Source organism: Parabacteroides sp. AF39-10AC, assembly GCF_003635405.1.
Lineage (GTDB): Bacteria > Bacteroidota > Bacteroidia > Bacteroidales > Tannerellaceae > Parabacteroides > Parabacteroides distasonis.
The window spans coordinates 122209-142267 of record NZ_QTLP01000007.1; the positions used below are offsets into that span (position 1 = coordinate 122209).

Below are 20059 nucleotides of genomic sequence, written 5' to 3' on the forward strand. Positions count from 1 at the left end.
CTTTTGCCTTAACCATGCTTCTTCCCATAGGGTGACATCTGGGTATGTTAAGACCGATTTTAGCGTTATCGACCGCTTGAATGCCAAGATACTTGATTATGTATTTGAAGAAAAAAACGAAAAAAAGATGGAAATAATTTGCGGATTAAAAAAATGACTCTATCTTTGCCGTTGAAATAGCGAGTTGGATTTTAGACGAAAGTTTGAGATCCAACTTTTTGTGTTTATATGTGTTTGGTCTCTTATTTCTGTAAACTTCCATAAAACAAAGACTTACCGGGTGCCTTCAAAAAAACAGGCACTATGACGATTTCTATTTCTAAAACAGCGCTGCTATCAAGATTGCAGCTTTTGGCGAAGATCATACCCGCCAAATCATCCACGCCGATCCTTTGTCATTTCTTGTTTAAGACGAGGGAAGGCCGGTTATTCATCACCGGATCGAATAGCGAGGGCCGGATAACCACCAGCCTTGAGTGCATCTTCGACGAGGAGATATCTATTTGTGTCCCGACTTCCTTATTAGAAGGACTGAGGAACCTGCCCGAGCAACCAATTGATATAATCATCAACAAGGATACCCGTGAGATAAGGATCAAGTACCATGGTGGAAAGTTCGAGGTGGTGGGTTATGACCCATCTACCTATCCGGGAAAAAGATCGATCGAGGTCTTGGACTCTGTGTCATTAAGCGCGGAGGATTTATTCAATGGGATATCCAAGGTCATAAATTTGGCCGGGAATGATGATATCCGTCCGGTCCTAAGCTCTGTCTTTATTGAGACGGAACCGGAGACCGTATGCTTTGTCGGTGCGGACGGGCATGGCATGGGATTCTTGAGAAAGGGCAATGATAGACAGGTTGGCAAGATCTCAGTTATAATCAGCCGTCCTATAGCCTCGGTATTGAAGGCGATACTTCCGGCTTCCTCCGATAACATGGAAATGAGGGTCGGTGCGGATTGGTCCGATGTCATACTCAATGACTATGAGATATCGTTCCGGAATGTGGAGGGGAGATATCCTAATTGGAAAGCTGTGGTACCCAAGGCGAATAAGCTGGAACTGCTTGTTGACACCGGACAACTGATCGGGGCTATTAAAAGGACATCGGTGTTCTCCAATAAGGCCTCATGCCTTATCGTCTTGAGGATCATTCGTGATAAGTTGACCGTATTCGCCCAAGACATAGATTTCTCGACTTCCGCGGAGGAAACGTTGGAGGTCGATTTTAACGGGAATGAGTTCTCGATCGGGATTAATGGATCGTTGCTTCTTGAGATACTCTCATGTATCGATGACGGGCGTACGAGGCTTTCCTTTAGCGAGCCTAGCCGCGCTATCTTGATAACTCCGGAGAACCAATCTGGGAACGAGGAACTTACCTATTTATTAATGCCCATGACAATCCCGTAAGTTATGAAAGAGTTCAAAGATACAATCCAGAAATATTTACAGGAGAGGGCGGCGGAAGATCTTCTGTTTGCCCCGAGACTTGCCAATCCTAAAAAGAGTATAGACGAGTGTTGTCGTTATATCTTGGGAGAGGCCCGTAAGCGTGGAACCTCTGTCGTGATGAGTGATACGGAGGTTTTTGGCATGGCCGTACATTATTATGATGAAGAGAATATCGAGGTCGGAAAAGTTCCTGTCGGTAGCTCCGTTTCTTCTTCCCATAAAGTAGAACTTACGGAGGAAGAAAAGAACGCTGCCCGTCAGGCGGCCATCAAAAGGTTGACCGAAGAGCAATACCGATCGCTTAAAAAGAGGCCGGCCAAGAAGAAGGTTGATGAGAGTGTCCAACAAATGAGCCTGTTTTGATATGAAGCCGAGAACGAGATTGGAAAAGTTGGTGGCGGGATTGAGCGAAAAGCTTCCCGCCATCACAAAGGCGCAGGAGGAATGGGCCAAGGAACACGTGTTCGACCATGTAGCTTACAAATGTAAGAATGAGTTGTGGTGCTCTGAATGTGGCGAGATATGGGTTAATACGGGTAATAGTAAATTGGGTGACAAGACCGAATGCCCTTATTGCTACCATCAATTAGATGTAAAGGTCAGCAGAAAGCAGAAGAACCATGAGGAGGCGTATATGTCCATCCTGCAAGTGAGAGGCGGGTTTCAGGTAATCCGGCATATACTATGTTGGAAAAACGCCCGTAAGGGAACTTCCCCGGTGTATTATGATTTTACTGAAGTTGTTCAAGAATGGATTCGTGAAGACGGAAAGCGTACGATCATAGCCCGTCCAATAAATATGGGACGTAACGGATTTGCGTATAGTTCCCCTCTTAGTATCAAGGGTGAATATGGAAGTAACCCATATAATTATTACGGTGATTTATATGCGATATTTGGAGAGCTTTATCCAAGGAAAGAATTACTTCCGGAATTGAAAAAACGGGGACTGAATCGACTGTTCCCGGATGTAACCCCGTCTAAGTTGATACGTGACCTTTTGAAAGGAGGTAATGACGCGGAACTATGCCTCAAGACCGGGCAAATATCCATGCTGAAGCACATGTATAGAAACGGCTTTTCCCAGCTTCGTTATAAGCCATCATTCAATATCTGCAACCGTAACCATTATATTATCAAGGATGCGTCCCTTTGGGAAGACTATATGTCTTTATTGGCTTATTTCGGTAAAGACTTGCGTAATGCCCATTATGTATGTCCTAAGAACTTGAAGGTCGCGCACGATAGGCTCTTGGCAAAGAAAGATGCCCGTGAAGCTAAGTTGAGACAGGATAGGGATCGTATGGAAGCTATCCGTAGGCGTGAAAAGCTCATGAAGGATATAGCCGGCTTCTACGAGCGGATGGAAAAGTTTTTCGGGATGAAAATCACGGATGGCAACATAGTCATTTGCCCGTTGGAGAGTATTACCCAGTTTTATCAAGAAGGAAAGGCTATGCATCACTGCGTATATAAACTCGGATATTACAATCGGCCGGATCGCTTGATACTGTCAGCAAAGGACACCGGTGGCAAACGTATCGAGACGATAGAGGTGAATTTGAAGACGCTGAATATCGTCCAATCCCGATCCGTCTGCAATGGGGTAAGCAAGTATCACGACCAGATAGTAAAACTGGTAAAAAAGAATATGAACCTGATCCGTCAGAAAATGATTGCATAAATATAATATGACCTATATAGATTACATAAACCTTTTTTGGAAGACATCGCAGAACGTCAAATTTTCCTCGAACGAGGCGTACTTATACTTCTTCTTGTTAAGTGAGTGCAATATTCGGGGTTGGGAAAATCCGTTTGAATGTCCCAACAGGAGAATCATCCTATCGATCGGTATATCTGAACCTACCTTAATCGATTGCAGGAATAGATTACAGAGCAAAGGTTTATTGATGTTTGAGTCAGGAAAAAGGAATGAAAAATCTCCCGTTTATTACTTAAATGATTTAAGTAAACAGTTTAGTAAAACCTTTAGCAAAAGGTTTAGCAAAGACTTAAGTAAAAATCTTAGCAAAGACCCAAGCATATTATATAAGACTAAAGAATATAAGACTATAGACTTAGATAATATACCCCCCACACCCCCTAAGGGGGTTGACAAAGCAAAAGAAAAAGAGCTTTTGGAAAAGGAAAAGGCTTTGTGTGCTTTGGAAGAAGAGTTGAAGAAACGAGAGGCGGAACTGGATGCACAATCGGACAAACCACCATCCAAACCAAAAAAGCGTCCTAATCCGTTGAACTCGGAAGCAAGGAAACTTTTTGAGGAACACTATCAGGCTATTTTTTCGTCCAGCTATTATTGGAGCGCAAAAGATGCGGGAAATATGTCTTCTTTGCTCAAGAAATTGAAATTTCAACGGGAGAAGAAGAGTTTACCGACTGACGATCAAGGCGTATTAAACGCTTTGAAGTACTTGTTGGATTCAATCACTGACGGATGGATACTGGAAAACTTTAGTGTGACGAATATTAATTCAAAATTTAATGAAATTGTATCACAAGCAATAGCAAAGAAAAATGGACAAACAACAAGCAATACAGCTTTTGGCCAGCATAGACCCGACAACCGGCGTGCTTCCTCCGGAACTGATGCCGAGAACAAAAGACGCGAGCGTGAGCATCTTGGGAACCTTGCCGATGCCATATTACAACAGTCTGCATCCGAAAACAGTAAATGATGTGTTCGATAGTCCTTCGTGTTCTATCGCCGTGATAAATAAAAAGTTCGGAGAGCAGCATTTGCGTGCATTCATGGTTAAAGTGTTGAATGATCTGTTAGACTTTTTCAATGTCGGCAAAACGATGGGAGCCGTTCAGGTTGCGTCTACGGCAGACTTGATTATTGAGGAGTTTTATTTTCTGAAGCCAGATGATTTCAAGCTATGTTTTACTCGGGCGAAGAAAGGGTATTACGGTAAGGTCTTTGACCGGATCGACGGGCAGGTCATCTTTGAGTGGTTAAATCAATATACCAATGACCGAATGACAACGGCCAGCGATACGAGTATCCAAGAGGCAGAGCGGTTTAAGGATTCACGAGGTGAGCGAACTTCTTCCTTATTAGAGGCAGCCGAACATGATTTCAAAAAGTATGATTTTGAACGTAAATACAAGGTGTAAATATTAAAAAACAAGGAACTATAATGCAAGAAAATAAAATACTGGCAGGCAATGTCGAACAGATTCTGCTGTCAAAAAAGAACTGTCACCGTGCATTAAAAGTGGTGAATATAGCGAAACCAGAACAGGGTGAATGGCTTTTTAACTGGAGAGGTAAAAAGTTGAGTGATAATTTAATGCGTTGCGACTATGTGCATACTGCAGTCTGTATTTCCGATAATGAGGCGGTTGTTATTAATGACAAAGACTTAGGTCTTTGGTCGGTTGTAGAGTGGAAATATGAGGTAAACCTTGAGGAGTTTTGGAAATGCGCTTGCGATGCTTTTTATGCTACAAGTTTCAGTCCGGAGGAACGTGGATCGTATCACATACGCATGTACGAAGAAGAGCTCAATGATGATATAAAAACAATGCCGGAAAAAGAAAGAGAGCGATATATAGCTAAGTACAAAGAATGGGTTCAAATATTGTTCAATAAGCATTCTCGTATAATGAGCGCCATGATAACAGGGCCAGCCCGTTTTCCGTCAAGACGAAATGAGAAGATGAATAATTACTATGACAATGCTGTCAATGAATTTAGAGCGTGGAGAGAAAAAGCGCTCAAGTCGATAGCTCGAAGGATAGAGGAGGCAAAACCGGAAGATCAGAAAGCGGAGGAAGAGTGGATGCGTGTAAAGAGAATGATCGATGAGCATTTTTTACCAACCAATTTATATAATAAGCTGGAAACGATTGCAAGAAACGGAAAGGTCGATTTGATGAACAAAGCGATTGAATATGTCAGATCCTTAAACGAAAGTCGAGTTAAACCAATTTTTACCAATCGCCATAAATTCTGGAAACTCGCTGAACTTGCAAATCAATCTATATCAAAACAGGCAGAAAAAGAGAACCAAAAAGATGTGGAAATACTTTTTGATGGTGGCCGGGTAATCAAAAACTATTCCGAGAACAGGGTGCAGATAGTTTTTGACACAAAGCCGCAACCGGACGTTATTTCAAATCTCAAACATAACGGTTTTCGTTGGTCACCCCGTTTTTCGGCATGGCAACGCCAATTGACGAATAATGCTTATTATGCTGTTTCTCGTGTAATTCCTATTACTATTGAACAATTGATGAAAGGAGAAAACAAATGAACATTGGTTTATTAGCTGTTGACAGAGAGAAAGCCAAACGAGAGGCGTATAAGAAGCTATGTTATAACTTCGAGTATAAGTTTGGCTCCAATATTCCCCATTGTGCGTTAAGGTCTGGGGTATGTGATGAGGATTGCGAATACATGAAAGTTTTTTCTATAAAGGTATGAATATAGATACTGAGTTTAACGTAGGAGATAGCGTATGCTATCTAAGCGGGGATTGCATTGTTCATTCAACTATAAGCAAAATAATCATCGAAATATCCTATGCTGATGATATTTTCCTTATGGTTTATAAGCTGTCAGATGGACTTAGTGTACCCAGAAACAATTATCCTAAATGGGATAAAAGACTTTTTAAAGACAAAGAGAGTTTGATAAAATATTTATCTGAATCATAACTAAGAAGAACTGAGCATAATGGATGTAAATGTAATATATAACTCGGAATGTCGATTAGGACTAAAATGTCTACCGGAAAATAGCGTAAACTGTTGTATTACATCACCTCCATATTACGGTTTGCGTGATTATGGAAATGATGAACAGATAGGGCTTGAAGCTACACCGGAAGAATATATTGGGAAGTTGGTTGAAGTGTTCCGGGAAGTTCGGCGGGTGTTAACGAATGATGGTACTCTGTGGGTGAATATTGGTGATAGCTATGCCGGTTCCATGAAAGGTGCTGCACAGTTTCCGGACAATGCAATGAATTATAAGCAAGGTACGAACCGGGGGACACTTGGTAAGGCAACGTTGGTAAAACAATGCACAAACTGCAAACCTAAAGATTTGATAGGTATTCCTTGGATGCTGGCCTTTGCTCTTAGGGCTGATGGTTGGTATTTGCGTCAAGATATTATTTGGAGCAAACCTAATCCGATGCCGGAGAGTGTTAGGGACCGTTGTACTAAATCTCACGAATATATCTTCCTATTGAGTAAATCCCGGTTGTACTACTTTGATGCAGATGCGATAAAAGTTCCGGCAAGAGAGTCTACAATGCGTAGAATAAGGCAAGATGTCGATAACCAGGTAGGATCCTCTCGTACTCTGAAAGCTAACGGAAATATGAAAGCCGTTATTGGTGGCCGCAAAAGAAATTTTTCTGATATGACGGAAGATGACCCCATGTATCGAGCCAGTACGAATCGTGAGTATGAATATACGGACAAAGCAAATAAACGTTCTGTCTGGGTAGTGAGTACATCGGCCTTCCATGATGCTCATTTTGCAGTGTTTCCCCCAGCTCTCATTGTTGACTGTATAAAAGCAGGATGCCCGGAAGATGGCGTTGTTCTTGACCCTTTTATGGGTTCCGGTACAACGGCAATCGTTTCCCGGAAATTGAACCGCAATTATATAGGATTTGAGATAAACAAAGACTATGTGCGGTTGGCTGAAAATAGAATGAAAAAAGAGTTAGGAATATTTCAATAATAAAAATAGCTGAGATATGGAAATGCGTAAAGTTGTGTTGGTGTCATGATGAAAATACGGTATCACAGGAGATATACATCTCGTATAGAGAGATTTTGATAATTGATTAAAAATTAAAAAGAAATGAATATACTTGATTTACCATTAAAGGCTATATGGTATGATATGATAGAATCCGGTGAGAAAAAAGAGGAGTATCGAGAACATAATAGCTATTGGGCTAAAAGATTTTATGTTTGCTATGATAAAAACACGGATTGCAGAATCTATATTCCCGAAAAGTGTAAATATTGTTGTAAGCCTTCCTTTAAGCTTTATGATGCTGTTCGTTTTCGTTACGGATATACAAAACGAACTATGTTATTCAAATTGAATAGCATTTCTATTGGCAAAGGTCGTTCGGAATGGGGTGCGCCAGATTATAAAGTTTTTATTTTGAAATTAGGCAATCGGATTAACTAATAACTAAAAAGAAAGGAGCTATCTAAAAACAACAGATAGCTCCACAAAAGATTATTTGTTATGTCCTGGGGCGTGTCGCTTAGCGGATTTTTCACCTGTGATCTTTTTAGCTTGTCCTGGTGGAATAGTCTTAACCTTGTTTGGTTTGGATTTCACATGAACATGTGTTGCACAAGATGAGAAACTAAGTCCCATAGCAATAATGAAAATTGCAAGTAAATATTTTGCTTTCATAAGAAATGATTTAATATTAATAGAATACAAATATATAATAATTGAAGGGGTAAATAGCTCAAATCTCGTAAAAAAGTCCTTGGTGATCTTGAGGACTTTCTTCATGCCCTTTATATCTTATATGAAACTAAGATATGAAAACGCAAAAATGTATAGCCTGTGGCCGAGAAACGGTTTCTGTGATCAAAACAGAAGAAGGCCATATCTGTTATAACTGCTATTCTGATAAAAAGATCCCTCCTAAATCAAAACAGCATCATGACAACGAAGAAGCTCGGATTCAGTCGGAGTTTTTCAATAAGGTTCCTTTATTCTTCCCGAACCTACCGGATCGGCTCCTTTTTGCAGTCCCGAACGGTGGTAGCCGGCATAAAATAGAAGCGGCTAATATGAAGCGCCAAGGCGTTAAACGAGGTGTAGCTGATGTGATCCTTCAGATACCGAAAAAGGGGTATGCTTCCCTTTGTTTGGAGTTCAAGACATCGACGGGAAAACAATCTCCCGATCAAAAAGAATACCAACGCCAAGTTGAAATGGCAGGTAGTAAGTATGTGATTGTTCGGAGCGTGGAACAGGCTATCCGGGAATTGCAACTGTATTTGTGTTAATTGATTACCCCTGTTATATTTTAGAATAAAAGTTATGACAGAATTGAAGTATGACCCTCGGAATTATCGCATCCACACAGATAAGAATAAACGGCTTATTAAAAAGAGCCTGGAGGACTGCGGAACGGGTCGTTCTATTCTATTGGATAAGAACGATGTTATTATTGCCGGAAATGGCGTTTATGAGCAGGCTTTGGAACTTGGGTTAAAGGTTCGGGTTGTAGAGTCTGACGGGAATGAACTGATAGCGATCAGGAGAACGGATTTGTCTACAGAAGATGAAAAAAGAAAGCTTTTGGCTTTGGCTGATAACCATACATCGGACACTTCTATGTTCGATTTTGCAGCCGTAGTTGAAGATTTCAGTATTGACGAACTTGGTGATTGGGAGTTGGAGCTTCCATTTGATGATATGCCGACGGATGTGGATCGTTTTTTTGAGGGAGCAGATAAAGTAGAGAATAAGAGAAAGACGATGGTTTGCCCTCATTGCGGAAAGGAAATAGAGCTATGATCTTATATCTTGCCGGTTATAAACCTTGTGCCAAACGATGGAACCTTGACACGAAAGATATCTATCTCTTAAGTTCTTTTTGGGAGCATAAATCGGGACATTATGGAGGTTATGTCTGTCAAGAGAAACATATTCTTGATAGCGGTGCGTTTTCAGCCTTTTCCGGAAAGAATAACAGTTTTGATTGGGATGGCTATGTCAAGAAATATGCTGACTTTGTTCTGAAAAATAACATTCAACGCTTCTTTGAGCTGGATATAGATGTTGTTGTAGGGCTGGAGAAGGTCGAGTATTACCGTAAATATTTGGAAGATCGTACAGGGCGGCGGCCTATTCCTGTTTGGCATGCAAGCCGGGGGAAGGATTATTTTATTCGGATGTGTGAAGATTATCCCTATGTTGCGATCGGTACGACCTCTGCGATGGAAGAGGGTAGGCGGATAAGAGGTAATCCCATGATATTAAAATGGTTTATCGATCAAGCTCACTCTGTCGGTACCCGTATTCATGGGCTTGGATTTACAGATACGATATTTCTTCCTTTTTTGAAGTTTGATAGCGTTGATAGTACGACTTGGTTGTCCGGTTCCAGATTTGGGCAGATTTATTTCTTCAATGGCAAGCAAATGATATATCGTAATCCTCCCCAAGGGATGAGGGCTAAGAATCATGATTTATCGAATAGACACAATTTTAATGAGTGGATAAAATTTCAAAGGTATGCGGAACGATACTTATAACAAGAAAGTCCTTCTGTATTCAGGAGGTATGGATAGTTGGTTGATAGACAAACTCTGGAAACCGGATATAAGGCTTTATGTCGATATGAATACCCGTTATTCAAAAGAGGAAATGAAGCGTCTTCCGGATGATACCATCATTGAGAGATTGGATTTATCAAAGTGGGAACGTGAAGATAAGATTATCCCTCTAAGGAATATGTATTTGATCGGTATTGCGACGAACTATGGCGATGAAATCTGTTTGGGAGCGACAGCCGGTGACCGTGTTCTTGATAAATCGCCTGTATTTGCCGAGTTGTATGAGGACTTACTCGGCTATCTCTACCAAAAACAACATTGGACCGAGAAACGAACGATCAAGATAAACTTGGACTATAAAGCATATACCAAGACTGAGTTGTTGAAGCAATATATAGCTCAAGGAGGTAATATTAGTGAAGCGTTTAGTTCATCGTTCAGTTGTTATGCTCCTGTTGATGGGCACGAATGTTGGAACTGTAAACCGTGCTTCCGTAAATTTATTGCTTTTGCGTTGAATGGATATCCGTTTTCCATGGATGTAATCGGCTGGAATATATCTTATATAAAACATGAAATACTTCCTTTGATCGAATCTGGCGAGTATGGCCGGAAACGGGAGGAGGAAGAGATAAGACAGGTATTAACTCTTTATCGATAAAAATCGTATGTATACAGTAAGGAAGCGTCTAGAGATATCGGCGTCTCATCGTCTGAGTCTCTCTTATGCGAGTAAGTGTGAGAACTTGCATGGGCATAACTGGATCGTAATCGTTTGGTGCAGGTCTAAACAGTTGAATCCAGATGGTATGGTTGTCGACTTTGCCCATGTCAAGCGAATGATCCAGGAGAAACTAGATCATAAGAACTTGAATGAGGTATTATCGTTTAATCCGACAGCGGAAAATATAGCGAAGTGGATCTGTGACCAGATACCTCAATGTTTTAAGGTGATGGTTCAGGAATCAGAGAATAATATAGCGTGGTATGAAAAAGGTAAATGAGATTTTCTTCAGTATCCAGGGAGAAGGGTACTTTACTGGTACGCCAGCTGTTTTTGTTCGCTTCTCTGGATGTAACTTGAGGTGTCCGTTCTGTGATACGGAACACAAAGAAGGCAAGATGTTAAGTGATGATGAGATTATTGCGGAAATAAGGCGTTATCCGGCTTTGCATGTCGTATTGACAGGCGGAGAGCCTTGTATGCAGGTTACATATGATTTGGTTGATAAGATCAAGGCCACTGGCCGATTTGTTCAGATTGAGACAAATGGAACTTTGGTTCCACCTGTAAATATAGACTGGATTACGTGTTCCCCAAAAGAGGGCGGTAAAACAGTCGTGATCAACCCTAATGAACTGAAGGTAGTCTATACCGGACAGGATATGTCGCAATATGATAAATATTCAGCGGGAGTATATTATTTGCAGCCTTGTTCCGGCCGGAATACGAAGGAAGTTATTAACTATATTAAAGAGCATCCGAAATGGAAGTTAAGTTTACAAACACACAAGATATTGAATGTGCGATAAGGACGATCCTTTCTTTTATAGGCGAGGATCCTTGTCGGGAGGGCTTGAAGGGAACGCCGGATCGTATCATAAGAATGTGGAGAGAGATTTTTCGTGGATATGATCTGTCACAAGTGCCTAAAATAACGGTCTTCCCAAATGGCGTGGATGGCCTTTCTTGTGATAGTGTTATCGCGGATTCAGGTGGATTTTATTCAATGTGTGAACATCATATGATGCCTTTCTTTGGGAAGTATTGGTTTGCTTATATACCCAATCCGAAAGGTAAGATACTGGGCATATCGAAAGTTGGTCGTGTCGTTGATTATTGTGCAGCACGGTTACAGGTACAAGAGCGATTGGCAAAGGATATTATTGTGATGATCCAAGAAGCGTTAGGTTCGGAATATCCACCTTTAGCGATGGGTATCGTATTGGAAGGGGAACACTTGTGTAAGTCGATGCGTGGTGTAAAGAAAAAAGGTAAAATGCGTTCTTCTTTCTATTTTGATAATGGAAGTTTACCTGAATTGAGGGCAGAATTGTCCCGATTCGTTAGTTTTGGTTAATTATGACAGAGAAGAATGAAGTAAAAAAGAAAAGTAGGGGGCGTAAATCTGAATATAGAGAAGAGTATGCGGAACAGGCTCTAAAACTTTGTCTGTTAGGTGCAACGGATAAAGAGATCGCTGAGTTCTTCTCTGTCTCAGAACAAACGTTGAACAGCTGGAAAAAGAAGTTTCCTCAATTTCTTGAGTCCTTAAAAAAGGGAAAGGCTGTGGCGGATGCGAATGTCGCTTCGAGACTTTACAGCCGTGCGATTGGCTACGATGCCAAGGCTACGAAGTTCGCTACCAATGAGGGCCGGATTACGGATAAAGTAGAGTATATCGAGCATTATCCTCCGGATACGACAGCCGCTATTTTTTGGTTGAAGAACCGGCAGCCGGCTAAGTGGCGTGATAAGAAAGAGGTCGAGAACCTTGTTAAGCTGGGGGATGAATTGGAATCGATGTCGGATGAAGAACTAGCAGCAATTATCCGTGGCGAAAAAGAGTAAGAGAGAAATATTGATTAGGCAGGCAAAGGCGGCGACCATATTGCGCAAACGGGAGGCTCGGAATGATTTCTGGGCCTATTGTTTATATCATGACCCTAAGTTCTTTGCTAAGCGTCTGTTCTTAAAGAAGGTGGCAGATGCTTTCACCCGGGTGTACGAATCGTATCTGTCGGGTGTGATCCGCCGGCTGGCCGTCTCCATGCCGCCACGTGCCGGGAAGTCTTATATATCATCCTTGTTCATTTCGTGGATGCTTGGCCACTTCCCGGAAGAGTCGGTCATGCGCAACTGCTGTTCCGATACGCTGTATAACAAGCTGTCTTACGACACGCGCGACATCGTCCGTTCTTCCCGGTTTAAGGAAATCTTCCCAGATATACAATTGCGTGGTGATAAACAGAACGTGCATGGCTGGAGCTTGGAAGCTGCCCGGCAGGTGAGTTACTTCGGGGCTGGTGTAGGCGGTACGGTGATCGGCTTCGGTGCTTCTATGTTGGCTATGACGGACGACTTGTATAAGAGTTTAGAAGATGCACTATCTGACACCAATAACGAAAAGGTCTGGTCATGGAAGCAGGGAACACATGATTCCCGTATCGAAGGGAATTGTTGCTCAATCGATATCGGTACCCGCTGGTCTGCCACTGACGTGCTCGGCCGTATGGAGGAGATGGGAAAGTATGACGAGATCATTCGTATCGCCGCCTTGGATGAGAACGACCGTTCTTTTTGTGAGGAGGTACATACTACAGAGTATTACCATGAACTACGAGAGGAAACGGACGATTCCATCTGGTGTGCCGAATATATGCAGGAACCGATCGAGGCAATCGGGTTGTTGTTCCCTAAATCGGAGCTTAACCGATTTAAATTGGCTGATATTGAGGGCAAGCAACCGGACGGTGTTATCGGAGCTACCGATGTGGCTGACGAGGGAGACGATGATTTCTGTGCTCCGATTGCCAAGGTATTCGGTACGAAGTATTTCATTACCGATGTGCTGTTTACGAAAGATAATGTCGAGATCACCGAACCGAAGTTGGTTTCCTTGATCCTTGATACTCGTTGCGACAATATGCGTATCGAGAGTAACAACGGTGGTCGCATATTCGCTCTCAATGTTCGTAAGGCGGTAAAGGCAAAGAACGAGAAATGTATCATTCAGGCGAAACCGACAACTGCCAATAAGGAAACCCGCATCTTGCTGAAATCAGGTTGGATCAAGAAACATTGTTATTTCTTGGCAGAAGGCGAGTATAAGAAAGGTTCGGATTACGACCGGTTTATGAAAGCATTGACCAGCTATAAGAAAGAGGGAGGCAACAAGCATGACGATGCACCTGACGGTATGACGATACTTGCGGAGAATGTAGAGTTTATCGGGTTGTGTCAAAATAATAGGACTAGACAGGTTGCAAGAGCTAGATAAATACTATTTTTGTGAAAATAATAAAAGAGACATGAGTGGAGATATATTATATAAATACAGAGTTTTGTATGGAAAAAATGGTTCGTTGAATGAATTTACTAAAAGACTATTATTTGATGGTCAAATTTATCTATCAGCTTTTGAAAGCTTGAATGATCCATTTGAAGGACAAATTGTTCCGCAATATAAGGGTATCACTAAAGAAAAAGTACTGAATTTGTATCCATGCTTAAAAGATATGCCAGATTTTAATGATATTGATTGGCAAAGTGAGTCTGTAACATCTTATATTCGGGAATTTTTTACTCCCAAGATAAAAGAGGATTTAAAAAAATACGGTGTCTTTTGTGCATCTTCTGATTGTAATAATGATTTATTGTGGGCTCATTATGCTGATTCTCATAAAGGGGTATGTATTGGATTTGATGCTAAAAAGTTAGAGGAAATATCGGGGTATAAAATACTACCTGTTTGTCCTCAGGATAAAAGACCAGAAGTTGAATTTTCTAACAATGGGTCTCATTATGATGAGTATATAGTGAAAATGTTGACTACGAAATCAAGCGCTTGGGAGTATGAACATGAATATAGGATGATTGCATTTAATCCCCCTAAACGAGATATATATTGTTTTGATGCTATAAAAGAAATTTATTTAGGTTGTCGAATTGAAAAAAACAAAGACTTTAATAAAGAAGATTTTGTGAGAAATTTAAAAGAAGTTCATCCTTATTGTGAGATAAAAGAGATGAGAATGAATATTGATACTCTAAAAATAGAAAGTTGCCCACTTATTAAGTAAATAATTATTTGGCATATATTTTATTAAAAAAGTATATGCCAAGTATAAACGACATCCTTGCAAATGAAGATTTTGGGCAGGTAGTTAGTACGCTATGTGTCGATACGATAGAATACCGGGAACCAAGGGAATATTACAGAGAATATCACGGTGAGCGCCGTCGGCGTAAAACCTCTGTCGGCTGGCGTGAACCGAAACGGCTGGCAGTCTATTCGGAGACATTGAAGGATAAGAATGGGGAACCGTTACGGTTGGAAGACAAGATTGTCGATGTGGCACGTATCGTTACCAACTTCCCGAAAAAGGAGGTGCGTACCTCTGTCGCCTTCTTGTTTGGCGGGCAAATGACGATTACGGGAACAGATCAGAACGATGGTTTCCAAGAGTTCAAACGTGTATGGGAACGCCGATTGAAAATGCAATCCGTCTTGAAGTCGTTCGCCCGTAAGGTGCTTTCTGAAAGTAAGGCTGCTCTTGTATTCTATCCGTATACTTCCAAAGGATTAGACGGCAAATTGATTACGGAATTGAAGGTTAAGACGCTTTCTGTTCCTCGTAATGAAAATACTTTCTCTGAATTTTATCCCCACTTCGATGATAACGACGATATGGATGCCTTTATCCATCGTTACCAAGTGAACTCTAATGGTATGATCCGGAACAGCTGTACAATTTGGACAGCAGATAAGATTATTACGGCTATCGATGAAATGGGTGGCTGGGTAATAAAAGAGGTTCCCAATCTATTCGGAAAGATTCCGGTCGTGTATGCAGATGTTTTCCAACCGGAATGGGACGAGGTTGCCGGTATCATGGATGCGCGGGAAATGCGTTTATCCCGTATGGCCGACACTAACGACTACTTTGCGGAACCAATCTTGAAAACGTATGGCGATTCCGATTTACCTTCTAAGGAAACAACCGGGAAAGACCTTAATTTCCCCATTAAGGTCGATGAAGTATCCGGCAAGGAGTATCATGGAGATGCGGACTATCTGACATGGACTGGCTCCCAGCCATCTGTAGATAAAGAATTGGAAGAAACGAAAAACGAACAATTTGCTGGTACATCTACGCCGGATCTTTCTTTTGATAACTTGAAAGGCATTGGCAACCTGTCCGGTGTCGCTCGTAAATTCATGCTGATGGATGCAACTATCAAGGCGAGTGAGAACATGGAAATATTCGGTCCGGTGGTTCAGCGTTGCGTGTCGGTCGTGTTGGCTGGGATATGCAATATTACCAACATCAAGTACCGTCCTCAATTGGTGAACAACCTGATCGATGTGGAATTTGGTTCCATTTTGCCGGAAGATCTGTCCGAGACATTGCAAACTCTGTCCCTTGCCAATGGAGGTAAACCGATCAACGCCCAACGCACGGTTACGGCTCATTCTCCGCTAACAGAAGACTTGGACGAAGAAATGAAGCTGATGGAGGAAGAGGAAGATACAGCAGCGCAACGCAATAATATGATCGGCTTAACAATGGGATATGGAGAATGAAAGAACTATCATTTCATGAGCGACAATTCCTGCAATGTCTGTTCCGGCAACAAGGCAGCATAAAGTATTCGTTTGACGAGTTTGTCCGTAGGATAGGACCTCTTTTGGCTAAATGGTCGGATCATGGAGGTGACCGTGTATGGATAGGCAACGCTACCATAGAGAAGCAAATCGAACGTCTGTTGGATGACCTGCATACGCAGCTCGTAAGCAATATATCCAATACGGCTACCGAAGTCTGGAATTTAGGCAATAGGAAAGCGGATGAACTGGTAACGGGCTATATCAAGGATATGGCTATATCCACTACGCTAAGGGAAAAGTTGTTTTCCCGGAATGGCGATGCGCTGAATACCCTATTGAAGCGTAAAGATGAATTTGGCAAAACTATATCCTCCCGTGTTTGGGATATAACGGACGGAGCTATGGATAATCTGGAGTATTATCTTTCTTCGGGTTTGTCCTCCGGTCGTCCGGCAGCGTTGATCAGCCAAGATATACGGCAATTACTAAACGAACCCAACCGTCGTTTCCGCCGTGTAAGGGATGCGAATGGCAAATTGGTCCCATCCCAACCGATGAAAGATTATCATCCGGGGCAGGGTGTTTATCGCTCGTCTTATAAAAATGCTCTTCGCTTGGCTGCGACGAAAACAAATAAAGCGTTTCGTACTGCCGACTACGAGCGTTGGCAGAATATGGATTTTGTGACTGGTATAGAGGTGGAGCGTTCGCCGACGAATCACGGGCCGTGTCCTGTGTGTGATGCCAAGGCTGGCAAATATCCGAAAGATTTCAAGTTTACCGGATGGCATCCGCACTGTATATGTGTGGCTACACCGATTATGATGGATCATGAGGAGTTCGCTGAATGGTTGCTTCATTAAAGAAAATGAGGGCAACGGGGATTCTGTAGTAAAGTGGCAGTTTACAGAATACACCCGATGCCCTCTAAATTGTTTACTCAATTGCCACGTAATATCTCTATTATACTTTCGCTTTTTGTGCCTGTAGTTTCGAATTTAACTTCTCAGCCTCCTTTTGCATGTTCTCGGAAGCGTGCTTGATGTAGTATAGCATTCCTTCGGTTCTTCCTATCTCTCGACCGGAATTGAAAGCGGCTTGCAGTTCTGGAGTGGAGTACTTACCCATTTCGGAGGGTTTGGCCGTTCTTTTGCCGTTACTATTGTTGGCGGCATTGGAATCCTTGGAATTGATAGACATATATAATAAAAAAAGGTATTCGTGCCTTTCCTGCTGTCTATCACATTCCAAGGGATGTTGTGGTCCCATTACAGTTCCACACAGGGGTACACGAATACCAAATATCGTTATACAATAAATGTGTGTGCATAAAAAATGCCCACATCCCTTAGTTAAATATGATAGACACCGCAAAGATGAGCACTAATTCTGAATTGTGCAAGGAAAAATTTCCCCTCCCTTATATTTTAAACAGAAAACTCTTATGACAATTTTAGATTTAATCAAGGCGGCATGTAAGACGAAAGGCGTGCCGGAGAAGTATGCGGAACGTATTCAGAAAACGTTCAAGATTGAGAAAGCCGAGGGGATGGAGGCTTTCGTGGACCTGTTCAAGGATAATATTCTTCCGGCAATCCAAGAAGCGGAGAATGAAGCTAAGACTACGGCTGAAACGGCCGCTGTCGCCGCTTATGAAGCCAAGCATGGGTTGAAGGATGGTAAACCGGTAGAAGATCCGGATAAGAACAAGAAAACGGAAGAAGAACTGTTAAAGGATCTTAGCCCGGAACTGAAAGCTTATCTGGAAAGTATGAGGAAGAGCGTCGATGATATGGCTAAGAAGGTGGGCGATTCCATTACCAACTCGGCAAACGAGGCTAAGAAAGAAACAGTCCGTAAGCAGTTGAAGGATGCCGGTCTTCCGGATAGCTGGCTGGGACGTGTGGACTTGGCTTCGGAAACCTCTATCGAGGATCAAATCAATGAGCTTTCCGAAGAGTTTACCGGAATCCAGCAAAAGGCGATCGATGATGCCGTGGCCCGTGGTGATTACGCTCCCGGTTCCGTGAATCTTCCGGAGCGTTCCGAGGCGGATTGGGCGAAGCTGATGGATCAGGATGCCGACAAGAGCGCAAATAATCCCGGTGTGGTGAACCTGGGTATTGAATAATCCAAGAAAAGTGTAACGTTATGTACAGAAAAAGAGAAAGAGAATTCCAGTATCCTCCCGGAATTGAAAAGATTATTGAGGATGTGATCGGCGGTGGGACGATTGACCGCCGGGATTTGCGGAACGCTTTGTTCAATGGCAAGTCGTTGGACGAGCTTCCTCCGATCGTGATCGTGGTGAAAGATCCGGAAACGGGGCTGTATCATGTGTTGAAAACAGCGTTGGTTTCAGAAGCGGCCGCTGCCGATGCGACAGCGTATAAGGTAGCCAAGAACCATCTGTTTGGTGTGGGTGACTTCGTGACGATTGGTGGAGCTTTGACAGGCGCGTCCGATAAGATCACGGCTATTGATAAGAGTAATGCGGAGTTTGATACGATCACGTTGGAAGCGACTATCGGTGCTGCCGCAAAAGGTCAGGTATTGGTTCAGGCTAAAGACAAACAGGCTGCGAAAGCCGCCAAGTTGCCTTATGATGGCGAATTGGTTGTCACGATGAATAAAGTCGACTTGACTGTAGCCAACCAGCAGTCCGGGTTACTGGTAAGAGGTACGGTAAACGAATCCTGTATGCCGTTCCCGGTAGATAAGGACTTGAAGGCATTAATGTCGTTTATCCGTTTTGTGTAATCCATTAAAATCAGATATATGGAAAGAAGTTTAATTAAGCAAGTGAATAAAAAGAACATGGCGGCCCGTTTGAATACCCGTCATGTAAAACCGGTTGTCTTCCCGAACTTCTTCGGGGTGAAAAGAAAGACCTCGTTGAAGTGGGAGACTCTGACCGGTGAGAAAGGCGCTCCGGTAATGGCAGACGTGATCTCTTTCGACGCTTCCGCACCGCAGAAGACCCGTGAGGTGATCAGCAAGCTGTCCGGCGATATCCCGAAGACAGCCGTCAAGCGTGGCATGAACGAGAGCGATTACAACGAGTATAAGCAATTGGAACGTGACGCGCAAGGTGACGCGGACCAGTTGGCATTGTTGAATCTGGGTTTCAAGGATCAGGATTTCGTGTATAACTCCGTTCGTGCCCGTTTCGAATGGTGGTGTATGCAGCTCATGAGCCGTGCGGGTTTCCATTTGTCGGCAAAGAACAATGGCGGTGTCGTTACGGCTGAGTTTGTCGGTTGCGGTATGCCGAAGAAGAACCAGCGTAAATCTACTACGGACTGGAGTAACGCTACAACGGCCAATGGATTGCAGGATATTGAGGATACGGTTGTGGCCGCTTCTGCCGAAGGGGTGACGATCCGTTACGTTGTAATGCATGTGGCTGATTTCTCTTTGCTAAAGAAACAGAAATCCACGTTCGACACGTTAAAGGCATGGGTTAATTCGTCCTCCAAGATATTGGTGACAAAGAATCTCATCAACGAGTATCTGGCCGAGCAGGAGATCCCGGTGAAGATCATTACTGTGAACCCGGCTGTCCGTATCGAGGATAGTGCCCATCGTCGTAAGACGATCAATCCTTGGGAGCGTAAGCGTGTATGCTTCTTGGAGGATTTGAAGGTGGGTGACATTCAGCATGGGCCGATCGCCGCCGAGTCTTCCGCTACCTTGCAGAAAATCGCTCTCATGGTTAAGCAGGATTGGATCTTGGTAACCAAATGGTCTGAGCTGGAACCGTTCAAGGAATGGACGAAAGCGGAAGCGAACGCTATTCCTGTCGTGAATGATCCGGATGCCATGTTCATCATGAAAGTGGATGGGAAGGATTGGAACGCTTCCGAGGATACCGAGGGTACGGATGATATCCCGGCGACATTCTTGGGTGAAACCGTCGAACCGGAGGATCAAACGATTCAGGATACTGAAAACGGAGAATAACA

The 20059-nt window shown here is 42.8% G+C and carries 26 protein-coding genes; 24 read left to right on the plus strand and 2 right to left on the minus strand.

Going from position 1 to position 20059, the window contains the following annotated elements; genetic code table 11:
- Positions 1 to 303 precede the first annotated feature (303 nt).
- From dnaN to DW033_RS08560, 9 genes are all read left to right on the plus strand, one after another.
- Complete coding sequence (dnaN, locus tag DW033_RS08520) at positions 304 to 1416, plus strand: DNA polymerase III subunit beta (protein WP_122145155.1); 1113 nt, start codon at positions 304 to 306, stop codon at positions 1414 to 1416.
- A 3-nt stretch (positions 1417 to 1419) separates the two neighbouring features.
- Positions 1420 to 1821 (plus strand): PcfK-like family protein, encoded by a 402-nt coding sequence (locus tag DW033_RS08525; protein ID WP_008780338.1) that lies wholly within the window; start codon positions 1420 to 1422, stop codon positions 1819 to 1821.
- A 1-nt stretch (position 1822) separates the two neighbouring features.
- On the plus strand, positions 1823 to 3142 hold the full coding sequence (locus tag DW033_RS08530) for a PcfJ domain-containing protein (RefSeq protein WP_122382648.1): 1320 nt from the start codon (positions 1823 to 1825) through the stop codon (positions 3140 to 3142).
- A gap of 229 nt (positions 3143 to 3371) precedes the next feature.
- A complete protein-coding gene (locus DW033_RS08535; RefSeq protein WP_147423672.1) occupies positions 3372 to 4157 on the plus strand; it encodes a hypothetical protein in 786 nt (261 codons plus the stop codon).
- 1 nt (position 4158) lies between these two features.
- Positions 4159 to 4599, plus strand: a complete 441-nt coding sequence (locus DW033_RS08540; protein ID WP_226769898.1) for a hypothetical protein — start codon at positions 4159 to 4161, stop codon at positions 4597 to 4599.
- Positions 4600 to 4622: 23 nt separating this feature from the next.
- Positions 4623 to 5741 (plus strand): hypothetical protein, encoded by a 1119-nt coding sequence (locus tag DW033_RS08545; protein WP_122382649.1) that lies wholly within the window; start codon positions 4623 to 4625, stop codon positions 5739 to 5741.
- A gap of 166 nt (positions 5742 to 5907) precedes the next feature.
- On the plus strand, positions 5908 to 6144 hold the full coding sequence (locus tag DW033_RS25310) for a hypothetical protein (RefSeq protein WP_122378650.1): 237 nt from the start codon (positions 5908 to 5910) through the stop codon (positions 6142 to 6144).
- Positions 6145 to 6163: 19 nt separating this feature from the next.
- Positions 6164 to 7183 carry a site-specific DNA-methyltransferase gene (locus DW033_RS08555; RefSeq protein ID WP_122378651.1) on the plus strand — a complete coding sequence of 340 codons (1020 nt, stop codon included), beginning with the start codon at positions 6164 to 6166 and terminating at the stop codon, positions 7181 to 7183.
- A gap of 123 nt (positions 7184 to 7306) precedes the next feature.
- A complete protein-coding gene (locus DW033_RS08560) occupies positions 7307 to 7645 on the plus strand; it encodes a hypothetical protein (RefSeq protein WP_224202508.1) in 339 nt (112 codons plus the stop codon).
- A 51-nt stretch (positions 7646 to 7696) separates the two neighbouring features.
- On the opposite strand, the gene DW033_RS08565 is transcribed toward DW033_RS08560, so the two are convergent.
- Positions 7697 to 7879 carry a hypothetical protein gene (locus tag DW033_RS08565; protein ID WP_121963042.1) on the minus strand — a complete coding sequence of 61 codons (183 nt, stop codon included), beginning with the start codon at positions 7877 to 7879 and terminating at the stop codon, positions 7697 to 7699.
- Between the two features lie 134 nt (positions 7880 to 8013).
- Here DW033_RS08565 and DW033_RS08570 point away from each other — a divergent pair, with 134 nt between their 5' ends.
- From DW033_RS08570 to DW033_RS08625, 12 genes are read left to right on the plus strand one after another with little or no spacing between them, the layout of a single operon-like run.
- Entirely contained in the window at positions 8014 to 8487 is a 474-nt protein-coding gene (locus DW033_RS08570) for a VRR-NUC domain-containing protein (RefSeq protein WP_121962998.1), read from the plus strand.
- 34 nt (positions 8488 to 8521) lie between these two features.
- A complete protein-coding gene (locus DW033_RS08575; RefSeq protein ID WP_057328779.1) occupies positions 8522 to 9001 on the plus strand; it encodes a hypothetical protein in 480 nt (159 codons plus the stop codon).
- Positions 8998 to 9741 carry a hypothetical protein gene (locus DW033_RS08580; RefSeq protein WP_008780346.1) on the plus strand — a complete coding sequence of 248 codons (744 nt, stop codon included), beginning with the start codon at positions 8998 to 9000 and terminating at the stop codon, positions 9739 to 9741. Before DW033_RS08575 ends, DW033_RS08580 begins: the two co-directional genes overlap by 4 nt.
- Complete coding sequence (locus tag DW033_RS08585; protein WP_122382650.1) at positions 9722 to 10423, plus strand: 7-cyano-7-deazaguanine synthase; 702 nt, start codon at positions 9722 to 9724, stop codon at positions 10421 to 10423. Before DW033_RS08580 ends, DW033_RS08585 begins: the two co-directional genes overlap by 20 nt.
- Positions 10424 to 10430: 7 nt before the next feature.
- Entirely contained in the window at positions 10431 to 10766 is a 336-nt protein-coding gene (gene queD / locus DW033_RS08590; protein ID WP_122382651.1) for a 6-carboxytetrahydropterin synthase QueD, read from the plus strand.
- Positions 10750 to 11295, plus strand: a complete 546-nt coding sequence (locus tag DW033_RS08595) for a 7-carboxy-7-deazaguanine synthase QueE (protein ID WP_122382652.1) — start codon at positions 10750 to 10752, stop codon at positions 11293 to 11295. The genes queD and DW033_RS08595 overlap by 17 nt, the downstream gene beginning before the upstream one ends.
- Positions 11250 to 11843 carry a GTP cyclohydrolase I gene (gene folE / locus DW033_RS08600; protein ID WP_122382680.1) on the plus strand — a complete coding sequence of 198 codons (594 nt, stop codon included), beginning with the start codon at positions 11250 to 11252 and terminating at the stop codon, positions 11841 to 11843. The genes DW033_RS08595 and folE overlap by 46 nt, the downstream gene beginning before the upstream one ends.
- A gap of 2 nt (positions 11844 to 11845) precedes the next feature.
- Positions 11846 to 12334, plus strand: a complete 489-nt coding sequence (locus DW033_RS08605; RefSeq protein ID WP_122145152.1) for a helix-turn-helix domain-containing protein — start codon at positions 11846 to 11848, stop codon at positions 12332 to 12334.
- Positions 12318 to 13763 carry a phage terminase large subunit gene (gene terL, locus DW033_RS08610; protein WP_122382653.1) on the plus strand — a complete coding sequence of 482 codons (1446 nt, stop codon included), beginning with the start codon at positions 12318 to 12320 and terminating at the stop codon, positions 13761 to 13763. Before DW033_RS08605 ends, terL begins: the two co-directional genes overlap by 17 nt.
- 31 nt (positions 13764 to 13794) lie before the next feature.
- On the plus strand, positions 13795 to 14565 hold the full coding sequence (locus DW033_RS08615) for a DUF2971 domain-containing protein (protein ID WP_147423673.1): 771 nt from the start codon (positions 13795 to 13797) through the stop codon (positions 14563 to 14565).
- A gap of 35 nt (positions 14566 to 14600) precedes the next feature.
- Positions 14601 to 16070, plus strand: coding sequence for a phage portal protein (locus DW033_RS08620; protein WP_122382655.1), 1470 nt, complete (start codon positions 14601 to 14603; stop codon positions 16068 to 16070).
- A complete protein-coding gene (locus tag DW033_RS08625; RefSeq protein WP_233554162.1) occupies positions 16067 to 16957 on the plus strand; it encodes a hypothetical protein in 891 nt (296 codons plus the stop codon). Before DW033_RS08620 ends, DW033_RS08625 begins: the two co-directional genes overlap by 4 nt.
- A 100-nt stretch (positions 16958 to 17057) precedes the next feature.
- On the opposite strand, the gene DW033_RS08630 is transcribed toward DW033_RS08625, so the two are convergent.
- Positions 17058 to 17294 (minus strand): hypothetical protein, encoded by a 237-nt coding sequence (locus DW033_RS08630; protein WP_122382656.1) that lies wholly within the window; start codon positions 17292 to 17294, stop codon positions 17058 to 17060.
- Between the two features lie 244 nt (positions 17295 to 17538).
- Between DW033_RS08630 and DW033_RS08635 the strand changes: the two genes are divergently transcribed.
- The 3 genes from DW033_RS08635 to DW033_RS08645 are packed head-to-tail and all read left to right on the plus strand — an operon-like array spanning position 17539 to position 20057.
- On the plus strand, positions 17539 to 18225 hold the full coding sequence (locus tag DW033_RS08635) for a hypothetical protein (protein WP_057316685.1): 687 nt from the start codon (positions 17539 to 17541) through the stop codon (positions 18223 to 18225).
- 20 nt (positions 18226 to 18245) lie between these two features.
- Positions 18246 to 18854 carry a hypothetical protein gene (locus tag DW033_RS08640; protein ID WP_122382657.1) on the plus strand — a complete coding sequence of 203 codons (609 nt, stop codon included), beginning with the start codon at positions 18246 to 18248 and terminating at the stop codon, positions 18852 to 18854.
- An 18-nt stretch (positions 18855 to 18872) separates the two neighbouring features.
- Positions 18873 to 20057 carry a major capsid protein gene (locus DW033_RS08645; protein WP_057316565.1) on the plus strand — a complete coding sequence of 395 codons (1185 nt, stop codon included), beginning with the start codon at positions 18873 to 18875 and terminating at the stop codon, positions 20055 to 20057.
- Positions 20058 to 20059 lie beyond the last annotated feature (2 nt).

Bases quoted from the DNA above. Each gene is read 5' to 3' on its own strand.
- dnaN (WP_122145155.1), top strand. From the start codon at position 304: ATGACGATTTCTATTTCTAAAACAGCGCTGCTATCAAGATTGCAGCTT.
- DW033_RS08525 (WP_008780338.1), top strand. From the start codon at position 1,420: ATGAAAGAGTTCAAAGATACAATCCAGAAATATTTACAGGAGAGGGCG.
- DW033_RS08530 (WP_122382648.1), top strand. From the start codon at position 1,823: ATGAAGCCGAGAACGAGATTGGAAAAGTTGGTGGCGGGATTGAGCGAA.
- DW033_RS08535 (WP_147423672.1), top strand. From the start codon at position 3,372: ATGTTTGAGTCAGGAAAAAGGAATGAAAAATCTCCCGTTTATTACTTA.
- DW033_RS08545 (WP_122382649.1), top strand. From the start codon at position 4,623: ATGCAAGAAAATAAAATACTGGCAGGCAATGTCGAACAGATTCTGCTG.
- DW033_RS25310 (WP_122378650.1), top strand. From the start codon at position 5,908: ATGAATATAGATACTGAGTTTAACGTAGGAGATAGCGTATGCTATCTA.
- DW033_RS08555 (WP_122378651.1), top strand. From the start codon at position 6,164: ATGGATGTAAATGTAATATATAACTCGGAATGTCGATTAGGACTAAAA.
- DW033_RS08560 (WP_224202508.1), top strand. From the start codon at position 7,307: ATGAATATACTTGATTTACCATTAAAGGCTATATGGTATGATATGATA.
- DW033_RS08565 (WP_121963042.1), bottom strand. From the start codon at position 7,879: ATGAAAGCAAAATATTTACTTGCAATTTTCATTATTGCTATGGGACTT.
- DW033_RS08570 (WP_121962998.1), top strand. From the start codon at position 8,014: ATGAAAACGCAAAAATGTATAGCCTGTGGCCGAGAAACGGTTTCTGTG.
- DW033_RS08575 (WP_057328779.1), top strand. From the start codon at position 8,522: ATGACAGAATTGAAGTATGACCCTCGGAATTATCGCATCCACACAGAT.
- DW033_RS08580 (WP_008780346.1), top strand. From the start codon at position 8,998: ATGATCTTATATCTTGCCGGTTATAAACCTTGTGCCAAACGATGGAAC.
- DW033_RS08585 (WP_122382650.1), top strand. From the start codon at position 9,722: ATGCGGAACGATACTTATAACAAGAAAGTCCTTCTGTATTCAGGAGGT.
- queD (WP_122382651.1), top strand. From the start codon at position 10,431: ATGTATACAGTAAGGAAGCGTCTAGAGATATCGGCGTCTCATCGTCTG.
- DW033_RS08595 (WP_122382652.1), top strand. From the start codon at position 10,750: ATGAAAAAGGTAAATGAGATTTTCTTCAGTATCCAGGGAGAAGGGTAC.
- folE (WP_122382680.1), top strand. From the start codon at position 11,250: ATGGAAGTTAAGTTTACAAACACACAAGATATTGAATGTGCGATAAGG.
- DW033_RS08605 (WP_122145152.1), top strand. From the start codon at position 11,846: ATGACAGAGAAGAATGAAGTAAAAAAGAAAAGTAGGGGGCGTAAATCT.
- DW033_RS08615 (WP_147423673.1), top strand. From the start codon at position 13,795: ATGAGTGGAGATATATTATATAAATACAGAGTTTTGTATGGAAAAAAT.
- DW033_RS08620 (WP_122382655.1), top strand. From the start codon at position 14,601: ATGCCAAGTATAAACGACATCCTTGCAAATGAAGATTTTGGGCAGGTA.
- DW033_RS08625 (WP_233554162.1), top strand. From the start codon at position 16,067: ATGAAAGAACTATCATTTCATGAGCGACAATTCCTGCAATGTCTGTTC.
- DW033_RS08630 (WP_122382656.1), bottom strand. From the start codon at position 17,294: ATGTCTATCAATTCCAAGGATTCCAATGCCGCCAACAATAGTAACGGC.
- DW033_RS08635 (WP_057316685.1), top strand. From the start codon at position 17,539: ATGACAATTTTAGATTTAATCAAGGCGGCATGTAAGACGAAAGGCGTG.
- DW033_RS08640 (WP_122382657.1), top strand. From the start codon at position 18,246: ATGTACAGAAAAAGAGAAAGAGAATTCCAGTATCCTCCCGGAATTGAA.
- DW033_RS08645 (WP_057316565.1), top strand. From the start codon at position 18,873: ATGGAAAGAAGTTTAATTAAGCAAGTGAATAAAAAGAACATGGCGGCC.